This window comes from Kitasatospora sp. NPDC059817 (assembly GCF_042731835.1).
Classification (GTDB): Bacteria; Actinomycetota; Actinomycetes; order Streptomycetales; family Streptomycetaceae; genus Kitasatospora.
This window is the reverse complement of sequence record NZ_JBHWIR010000233.1, coordinates 1-9,681: the sequence shown is the minus strand read 5'-3', so window position 1 is coordinate 9,681 and position 9,681 is coordinate 1. Positions and strand designations below refer to the sequence as shown.

General features: G+C 70.9%; 7 protein-coding genes. 5 read left to right on the top strand and 2 right to left on the bottom strand.

Going from position 1 to position 9,681, the window contains the following annotated elements; genetic code table 11:
* The first annotated feature begins 115 nt into the window (after positions 1-115).
* From ACFV61_RS31635 to ACFV61_RS31620, 4 genes are all read left to right on the top strand, one after another.
* On the top strand, positions 116-1,321 hold the full coding sequence (locus tag ACFV61_RS31635) for an RNA-guided endonuclease InsQ/TnpB family protein (protein ID WP_380495358.1): 1,206 nt from the start codon (positions 116-118) through the stop codon (positions 1,319-1,321).
* Between the two features lie 59 nt (positions 1,322-1,380).
* The gene (locus ACFV61_RS31630) at positions 1,381-2,031 is read left to right on the top strand and encodes a hypothetical protein (protein WP_380495356.1); all 651 of its coding nucleotides are present in this window, start codon (positions 1,381-1,383) and stop codon (positions 2,029-2,031) included.
* Positions 2,032-2,395: 364 nt separating this feature from the next.
* Positions 2,396-3,025, top strand: coding sequence for a hypothetical protein (locus ACFV61_RS31625; protein WP_380375673.1), 630 nt, complete (start codon positions 2,396-2,398; stop codon positions 3,023-3,025).
* 16 nt (positions 3,026-3,041) lie between these two features.
* Positions 3,042-4,583: a hypothetical protein gene (locus tag ACFV61_RS31620; RefSeq protein WP_380429508.1), complete on the top strand. Its 1,542-nt coding sequence runs from the start codon at positions 3,042-3,044 to the stop codon at positions 4,581-4,583.
* Positions 4,584-4,664: 81 nt separating this feature from the next.
* On the opposite strand, the gene ACFV61_RS31615 is transcribed toward ACFV61_RS31620, so the two are convergent.
* Positions 4,665-5,468, bottom strand: a complete 804-nt coding sequence (locus ACFV61_RS31615) for an alpha/beta hydrolase (RefSeq protein WP_380429511.1) — start codon at positions 5,466-5,468, stop codon at positions 4,665-4,667.
* Between the two features lie 171 nt (positions 5,469-5,639).
* Here ACFV61_RS31615 and ACFV61_RS31610 point away from each other — a divergent pair, with 171 nt between their 5' ends.
* Entirely contained in the window at positions 5,640-6,194 is a 555-nt protein-coding gene (locus tag ACFV61_RS31610) for a TetR/AcrR family transcriptional regulator (protein ID WP_380495353.1), read from the top strand.
* A gap of 188 nt (positions 6,195-6,382) precedes the next feature.
* Here ACFV61_RS31610 and ACFV61_RS31605 read toward each other — a convergent pair whose 3' ends face one another.
* Positions 6,383-9,337, bottom strand: coding sequence for a hypothetical protein (locus ACFV61_RS31605; protein ID WP_380495351.1), 2,955 nt, complete (start codon positions 9,335-9,337; stop codon positions 6,383-6,385).
* Positions 9,338-9,681: the final 344 nt, after the last annotated feature.

Below are 9,681 nucleotides of genomic sequence, written 5' to 3'. Positions count from 1 at the left end.
CCGGACAGAACAACCGGAGGACAGCCCAGCAGGGCGTCAGTCAGTGGCAGAGCCACGACCACCAGGGACCCGGTTAGAACTATCAGTGTCGGTGGGGGCTGTTAGGTTGCGGCTCATGATGACGACAGCGACGGCCGGTGAGGCCGGGTACGCCCGGTACACCTACCGGCTCCGTGTGTCGGCCACCGCCCTCGCACTGCTCGAAGCGGAGTGGGGGAAGTGCCGCTGGGTGTGGAACGAATCCGTGGCGATGTCCCGCAAGGTCCACAAGCACAACAAGGCGACCGCCGCGGAGAAGACCACGTGCGGCCCCGCACAGCTCGACAAGATGCTGACCGGGGCCCGGCAGTCGATGAGCTGGCTGCGCGAGGGCGCGTCCGTTCCGCAGCAGCAGACCATCCGCGACTTCGCCAGGTCCCGCGCCAAGGCGCTCAAGGACGTCAAGGCGAAGCTGCCGGTCAAGCAGCGCGCCGGGATGCCCCGGCACAAGAGACTCAAGGACTCCCGGCCGTCGCTGAACTACACGCAGCGCGGGTTCCGGCTCAAGGACGGCCGGCTGCACCTCGCGGGCGGCATCGTGCTGACGGTGGTGTGGTCGCGTGACCTGCCGTGTGTCCCGTCGAGTGTGCGCGTGTACCAGGACGCGGTCGGGCACTGGTACGCCTCGTTCGTCGTGGCCGCCGAGGTCCGGCCGCTGCCGGAGACCGGTGCGGTCATCGGGATCGACTGGGGCGTGAGGGAGACCGCCACCACCACGTCCGACGCGCATGACCTCCCGCACGCGGAGCACGGCAGGACGGCCGCCCAGCGTCTGGCGAAGTACCAGCGGCAGATGGCGCGCCGCCGGGCCCCGAAGGGGAAGGCGCAGACGAAGGGCTACCGCGAGGCCCGGCGGCAGGCCGCGAAGGTCTCCAGGAAGGTGGCCCGGCAGCGGCAGGACACCGGCCGCAAGTGGGCCAAGCAGGTCGTCCGCGACCACGACGCGATAGCCGTCGAGGACTTCCGGCCGAAGTTCCTCGCCAGGACCACCATGGCCGGGAAGGCCGCCGACGCCGCGATCGGGGCGACCAAGCGCGCCCTGATCGAGATGGGCCGCAAGCACGGCAGGTCCGTGCACCTGGTCGACCCTGCGCACACCACCATGGACTGCGCGCACTGCGGTGCGAGAGCCAAGCACCGCCTTCCGCTTTCCGAGAGAACGTATACGTGCACCGCGTGCGGAGTCTCCTCTCCCAGGGACAAGAACTCCGCTCGGGTGATGCTCGTCCGGGCTGGTCTCGACCCGGCTAGTGCTGATCTTGTAAGCCCTGCCCGTCGCTGACGGCCAGGCGAAGTGAGCTAGGAATCCCCGTCCTTTAGGGCGGGGAGGATGTCAATCAGGTGCTCTGGTTGCTGGTCGTGGTAGCCCTGCTGTTCCGCCGGTGGACCACCGTCCGGACCCTGGCCGCCCTGGCCGGAGTGGCCGCCATCGCCCAGTGCTTCGTCCAGCAGCATGAGATATGGACCGTGGTGCCGGGCTTTCCGCCGGACTACACCCTCCTGATCATGTCGTCCGGCGCGAACGTGTTGTGGTCCCTGCTGCTCTTCGCCGCCCCCGGCGACCTGCTGGAGAGCACGATCGCCCGCCGACCGCGCGCCGCCGTCCCGCCCGCCATGGTGCTGGTCGCGAGCCTCCTGCTGTCCAACCTGGGCCGCCTCGGCGCACTTCTTCACGAGAGCGCCCTCCCCGTACTTCCCCAGCCCGTGCTGACGTTGATGGGGGCCTGCATCCCGCTGGCCCTGCTCTCGCTCGCATCCCTCCGCTGGGGCCGGCTGCTACCGGCCGCGACCGCACTGGCCGTCCTCCCGCCGGTCCTCAGTCTCGGCCTCGCCGGCAACGCGTTCTTCACCTGGTACGACAACCAGCTCGGCGATCTCGGCCTGCTCTGCCAGTACCTCCTCACCGTCACCCTGATCGCCCTGACGGCAGCAGCCGCCGTCCGCTACCTGAAGCCCGCCCCGGGAGCCCCGAGCCGCCTCGGCGCGGTGTGACCCACCGCCGCACTCTCTCGACTCTCTCGACTCTCTCGACTCTCCCGGCGAACGCCGCGCACGACCTCCCCGGTCGGCGCGGCGTTCCGCTTCGCGGACGTTCCCGGCGGCGCCGTGCCGTGCAATGGGCCGCTTGGGCCATGTGGGTGACGGTGGATCAGGCCGTTCCGGTTACGGGTGAGACGTGTGTTCGGGTGGGCAATTCGGTCCAGGTGGGACGTAAGGCGGATCGGTTCGCGCCAGCGGTCGCGTGCCGGGGGTGGCGGTGGGGTCGGTGGTTCCGCCGGGCCGTCGATCATGGCGGGCGGTCCTGCCGCGTCGTGCGGCGGGCCGCATCCGTGTCCCGCCTGTGAGGAGCGCACCTGTGCCCGACGCCACGATCGACCTGCCGATCAGCTTCCAAGTCCCGGAGGCGTTCACTGACCTCGACTTCTCCGTGTCGGCGGAGGTGAACACCAACCGGCTGATCGAGCGGCTGAACATGGTCGACCCGAAGCCGTCGGACGAGGAGATAGGGGCAGCCGTCCTGACCCAGCAGACGATGTACGAGCTGCTGTCCGCCGCCGGCGCCGTCTACGCGGGCACGCTGCTGTACGGGCCGACGAAGGAGAAGCCCGAGGAGAAGCTGGCCTCGGCGATCCTGACCGTCACCGCCCGCCCCAGCGAGCTGTCCAACGAGCAGACCGTCCACCGCCTGGCGCGCACCATGGGCGCCATCTACCCGGACGCCGAGGTCGGCGTCGTCCGGCTCGAAGCCGGCCCCGCGGTGCTGCTCACCGAGGAGCGCAAGGTCGAGCGCCCGGTGAACCTGCTTGGCGACGGCGGCGGCCCGACCGTGGTCCGTCAGTTGCACGTGTTCGTGCCGATCCCGGGGCGGCTGGCGATGGCCGACTTCGCGATCGCCACGGAGAACCTCCCCGAGTGGGACTCCTGCGTGGAGATCCTCGCCGAGGTCTGCCGCACGATCACCTTCGACACCGCCACCGCGGCCTGACCAGGGGAGCAGAACCATGGACATCGACTACGAGCTCCGCCGCGAACTGCCGTACCTGGGCTTCGACCCGGGCAAGGACAGGATCGTCGGGGCCGTCCACAGCGAGCTGGGCCTCTACACCCGGAACCCGGATCTCGCCATGACCCTCTGGAAGTGGGACCCGAAGGCCCTCACCGCGGAGGACCATTACAAGATCGACCAGCTGCTGCGCATGTTCGTGTTTCAGCGCGACCAGGTCCTCGCCGCGCTCAGCCGCCTCGACGAAGAGTACTTCGACTACGTGGACTCCGATCCGGCCATCGCGGCCCAGGACCGCGAGTTCCAGGGGTTCCTGCCTCTGGAGACCAGCCGCGCGCTCGCCGCCTGGATCGCCGCGAACCCGCAGAGCGCCGCGAAGCCGCAGGAGAGGCTGTCGCGCGATTGGCTGCCCGAGACGTGGGAGAACGATGCGCTGGTAACGACCCCACCGTGGTTGGGGAAGCCCGGCATGACAGAAGAGGAGCGGCAGGCCATAGGCAAGAGGGTCGCGGATGCGATGATGAGAGGGGGCCAGAGGGGCGACGCCGCGTATGTGGTGTCGGGCGTGATCTCCTACGCACACCCCGTGGTTGCCCACAACCTCGGGTCCGTTCCGTCCCTGGCCATGGGCGGTCCTGCCTTCGCGGGTTCCTTCTGGCGGTTCAAGGACAACGGGTACCCGCGCGAGTGGATCGCCGACGGCCGCCTGTACGACCTGATCGACATGGCGCTGGCCCTCCAGGCCGAACTCCAGCTCCAGTGTCTGCTCACCGACCGCGAGTTCACCCGGGTCATCCAGACCCGTGGTCAGGAGTTCGAGTACCTGAAGGCCGAGGCCGCCCGCAAGGCGGCCGAGGAGCAGGGCAGCAGCTTCTGGGCCGTCTTCGGGGACATCCTGGGCATCGTGTCCGCCGTCGCCGGCGTCCTGGCCCTCATCCCGGTCCTCACGCCGATCGCGGGCCCGGTCGCCGCCGTCACCGCCATCGCCGCGCTCGGCGCCCACACCGTGGACGCCGCGATCAAGGGTGACTGGGACGCGGCCACGATCGTCGGCCTGGGCGCGGACGCGCTCGCCGCCCTGCCCGGTGTCGGCGCGGTCGCCAAGAGCCTCAAGGCGGGCAAGGCCATCGTCAAGACGATCGGCACCGGCGCCAAGGCCTCCTACAAGGCCAGCGTCGGCGTCCGCCGGGCCGGGCTCACCTTCCTCGCCGAGACCGGCGGCTCCGGAGCCTCCGACGCGACCAAGGTGTTCAACTACATCGGCACCAAGGGCGCCAAGGTCGTCGGCGCCTCCGAGAAGGCGGGCAAGCTTGCCGGCAAGGTCCTCCAGGGCTCGGTCAACCTCTCCACCCAGGTCCCGCTGGTCGTCGAGATGTCCACCGGCACCGACATGTCCCAGGCGAAGGAGGGCGCGAGCGGGGCCGCGCTGACCGCCAACTACGGTCAGAGCATCGGCAGTTGGGGCATCGTCGGTGATGCCGCCAAGAAGACCGGTACCGTCTCGCTCGCGACGTTCTCCAAGATCATCGGCCGCCGCTGACCTGTGGGCTGCCGTTCGAGCCCGCCGCCCGCACCTCTCGGGCGGCGGGCCGGGGAGCCGGGGCCGGGCGGTGCCGTCTGCTCAGCCGATGTGGCGCCGGTCGAGCCAGGTGAGGGAGTGGTCGGCGAGTTCGGTCCAGCCGTGGTCGACGGTGAGGGAGTGGCCGCGGTCGTCGAAGCGGTGGTAGTCGGTGACGGCCGAGGACTTGCGGTACTGCTTGTGGGTGGAGCGGGTCAGCACGTCGGGCACGGTGTGGTCGAGCTTGCCGGACAGGAGGAGGAGCGGTCCGCGGTCCTGGTTGCGGGTGTCGACCTTGGCGGGGGAGTGGGGGGCGAAGTTGCTAAGGGCGAGCTGGAAGAGCGGGCGGGCGGGGCTGGGGATGGTCCACTCGTCGAAGAGTGCGTCGGATTCCTGCTGGGGGACGGCGTTGGCGAACGCGTAGCGGAACTGCTCGGGGTCGAGCGAGACGGCGCGCTTGGTGTTGCCGGGGTTGCGCAGGAACGCGAAGGCCGACTTGGCCTGGGCGGGTCCGACGGCCTTGACGCCCTTGATCTGGCCGGGGCAGATCGCGACGGCTGCCCGGGCGAGGTTCTGGCCGAGGAGGTGCTGGGCGATGAAGCCGCCGACGGAGTGGCCGACGAGGACGGGCGGGGTGTCGAGGTCGCGGATGATCCGGGCGTGGTGGGCGGAGATCTCGGCGAGGCCGATTCCGCCCTGGGGGTCGGGGTTCCTGCGGGCCTGGGCGACGGTGGCGGGGACGCCGGGCCATTCGGGGAGGATCGGCTCGTAGCCGGCGTCGCGGAACCGGTCGGCCCAGCCCTGCCAGCTCGTGGAGTGCAGCCAGAGGCCGTGGATGAACATGACCGGGGTGCGGTTGCTGGGCATGGCGGGGTCTCTCCTGGTGCGTGAGGGCTGGGGATCGGATCGGCGGCCGGTCGGGGCCCGGTTTGGGCCCGGTTTGGGCCCGGTCGGGGCGCGGTCGTCCGATCCAAGAAGTAGAAGGAGCGTTCTCTCTACTCCTCCAAGGTAGAACGATCCTTCTGTTAGCGTCAAGCCATGACGACGAGAGATTCCGCGCCACCGCGCGCTCGCATCCTGGCCGCGGCGATGCGGCTCTTCTACGCCCAGGGCGTGCGCGGGGTGGGCATCGACCAGCTGATCCGCGAGTCGGCGGTCGCCAACGCGACCTTCTACCGGCACTTCCCGTCCAAGGACGACGTCGTGCTCGCCTACGTCCACGAGCACGACCGGCTCTTCCGCGCGGCCGCCGCCGCGGTGGCGGACCTTCCTCCGCGCGAGGCCGTGACGGCCCTGTTCACGGGCATCGCCGACGAGTTCTGCGCCCCCGGCTTCCGCGGCTGCCCGTTCATCAACGCCGCCGCCGACTACCCCGACCCCGACCACCCGGTCAGCCGCGCGATCCAGGAGCACATGGACTGGTTCCGCGCCCTGCTGGCCGGCCTGCTCGCCGCCACCGGCCACCCCGACCCCGACCGGGCGGCCGACACCCTGCTGATCCTGCGGCACGGCGCGATGAACCAGAGCCGCTTCACCGCCCCCGCGGCGGTGCGCGAGGCGCTGGCGGCCGCCGTGGACGCCGTCCTCGGCTAGGCCTGTCCGGCCGAGAAAGCAGGCAGAGTGCGCCACCAGTGGTGGCGCACCCTGCCCTCCCGGCCGCTACGCCCGGCGTGTGCGTCGCGTGCGTTGCGTGCGTCGCCGGGGCCGGTCCGGATGGTGGAGGGTGGTCACTCTCCGGAGCGGTCCTGGCGCAGGCGGGCCGAGGCGAAGGCGGCGATGAGCTAGCCGAGGCCCAGCAGCGCGCCGCCGCCGAGGCCGGCCATGGCCACCGGGGATCCGGCGTTCGCGAGCATCAGGGCGGGTGCCTGCGCGGCGGTGTCGCGCGGGGGAACGGGCGCGGGGTGGGTGCCGGCGGGGTGTTCGGCGGCCGACGCGTCACCGGGGGTGGTGCCGTCGGGGTGGTTGTCCCACTGGCCGGGGCCGGGGTGGTGGTCGCCCCAGCCGCCGTGGCCACCGGAGTTGTTGCCGTCGCAGCCGCCGTGGTCCTGGTCCTCGCAGGGGGTGCAGGCCACGATGGTCACGGTGTTGCTGGTCGCGGTCACCGGGGTGCCGTCGGGGGTGGTGCCGGTGACGGTCGCGGTGTCGGTGATCTTCCCGGCCTGCACGTCGGCGTCGGCGGTGGAGTAGGTCGCGGTGCAGGTCGTGGACGCGCCCGGGGCCAGGGTGGTCACCGGGCAGGAGACGGCCGGGGTGCCCGGACCGGAGTCCGTCACGGCGAGCGAACTCAGCGCCACATCACCGGTGTTGGTGACGGTGAAGGTGTAGTGCAGGGCCTGGCCGGCGGCGGAGAACGAGGTCTCCTGGACGGCCTTGACGATCTTCAGGCCGGCGAAGGGCACGGTCACCTTGTTGCTGGTCGAGGTGACGGTCCGGCCTCCGGGGGCGGTCCCGGTCACCTGGGCGGTGTCGACGACCTTGCCCGCGGCGACGTCGGCGTCGGTGGTGACGTAGGTCGCGGTGCAGTTCTCGGAGACGCCCGGCGCGAGCGGGCCGGTGGGGCAGGTGACGGTCGGGGTGCCGGGGCCGTTGTCCACCACGCCGATGTTGGTCAGCGGCTGGGCGCCGGTGTTGGTGACCGTGTACGTGTAGTGGATGGTCTGGCCGGCGGCGGTGTACTGCGCCTCGGCGGCCTTCTTCACCACGGTGATCGCGACCAGCGGGGTGTTCACCTTGTTGCTGGTCGTGGTGACGCTCTGGCCGCCCGGGTCGGTGCCGGTGACCTGGCCCTGGTCGGGCACGTTCTGGGCGGCGACGTCCGCCGCCGTCGTGACGTAGGTGGCCTGGCAGGTGGTGGACTGGCCGGGCGCGAGCTGGTTGGTTCCGCAGCCCGAGACGGTGACGCCGGGCGTCAGGTCGGTCACCGTCACGCCGGTCAGCGCGACCTGGCCGGTGTTGGTGACGGTGTACGTGTAGTTGAGCGTCTCGCCCGGGGCCTGGAAGTTCGGCTGGACGGCGGACTTCGTGATGGTCAGCGCCCGCAGCGGCACGACGACCTGGTTGCTGGTCGAGGTCACCGTCTGGGTGCCGACGGTGGCGGTGAGGTTCGCCGTGTCGGTGATCGTGCCCGCCGCCGCGTCCGCGGCGGTCGCGGTGTAGGTGGCGGTGCATTTCTCCGTGGCGCCGGCCGCGAGCGGGCCGGGCGGGCAGGTGACCGTCGGGGTGCCGGGGCCGGTGTCGGTGACCGCGATGTTCGTCAGCGGCACACCGGCGTTGTTGGTGACGGCGTAGGTGTAGTGGATCGTCTGCCTCGCGACGAACGAGCTCTCCGCCGCGGACTTGTCGATCGTGGGGGTGGGGACGTTGACCAGCACGGTGGTGGTGCAGCCCGTCGCGGTCGCGCAGGTGCCGCCCGCGATGGTGGGCGCGACGTTGTTGGTCAGCGCGTAGTTGCCGGTGTCGGGGCTGTTGACCGTCACCTGGTACTTCACGGTCACGGTGGACCCGGCGGCGGGCGGCGCGGTCAGTGTGCCCGACCAGGTCAGGGTGTTCCCGGTGACGGCGGCCGTTCCGGAGCTGGCGGTGACGGAGCCGGGCACCAGCGTGCCGTCCGTCAGCACGGCCGAGAGGTTGTCACTGAAACCCGCGAAGGTGGCCGGGTTGGTGCCGGTGTTGGTGACGGTCTCGGTGTAGGTCAGGGTGTCGCCCTCGTTCACCGGGCCGGTCGGGGAGACCGACTTGGCGACGGTGTAGGAGGTGCCGGCCGGAAGGTTGCAGTTCCCGCTGTCCTGGGTGGAGGAGGCGCCGTAGAAGGGGTGACCCGTGTTGACGACGACGGTGGTGGGGATCACCGCGGTCGAGGGACCGGCCGGGATCGAGTTCAGGGTCTCGATGGTGCCGTTCGCGCGGAAGACGTAGACGTTGCCGCCGGACTGGGCCAGACCGTACGTGGAGCCCGGCACGTTGCCGATCTCGGTGATCGTGTTGTCCGGGTGGATGCGGAAGTAGTAGGTCGGGTTCTGGAAGAACGAATCGAACGCCGCCCCGAGGACGTCACCGTCGGGCAGGGTGATGAAGTCGCCCGAGGAGACGAGCGTGGCGGGGTAGGCGACGGGGAACAGCGTGCTCACCCCGGTGGTCGGGTTGAGCGTCCAGATCAGGTTCGAGAAGAACGACCCGATGAACAGGGTCCCGTCGGGCCGGGAGCTCAGCGCGTTGAAGTCGAATCCGTCGACCGCGGCCGGACCGGTGATCACCACCGAACTCGTCTCCGCACCCGTGGCCGGGTTGATCGTGTACAGCGTCGCCGGGCTCTCGTGCCAGGACACCCCGTACAGCGTTGTGCCGTCCGCACTCCACGCGATGTCCCCGTAATCCCGCACCAGCGGCACGTCGGACAGCTGCGTACCGGTCGGGCTGTACGAGTACAGCTGGTCACCGCCACCGCCGGTGTTCGCCCACACCGGGACCGGCGGACAGGTCAGCGCCCGGGGGCCTGACTTTCCGTCTGCGCCGTTCGCACCGTTCGCGCGGTCCGCGCCGTCCGTGCCGTCCGCAGGTGAGGCGACGGCAGGTCTGACGGATGCCGTCTCCTGCGCCGGGAAGGCGTGCGCCGGGAAGGCGTGCGCCGGGAAGGCTTGTGCCGAACCTCCTCCCCAACCCGCCGTCACGCCGATGACCGCCAGTCCGATCGCCGCGGCGAGCCTGCCGCGCGACCGGCCGCGTCTGATCCCTGCCATACCGTCTCCGTTCCAGTCGGGCGTGGTCACCGCAAGGCGCCACGCCGCAGTATCGAGATAACGCGAGGTGTTTTTGTGAACACTTTGAGTAACGTGACATGGGTTGGCTCGGGCCGCCATCCGGACCCGAACCCCTTGCGACCGCTGGGTGTCGGCCACCTGGCCTCATCGCGGCCCCATCGCGGCTCCTCGCGTGGTGCCCTGCGGCCGTCGGCCCCCGGCCACGTGATGGTCTGACCGGTCGAGGGGGGGGGGGGGGGGCGCGGGGCGCGCCCGCCCCCCCCCCCCCCCACCCCCCCCGCGCGCGCGCGCCCCCCCCCCCGCCGCCCCCCCCGCCCCACCCC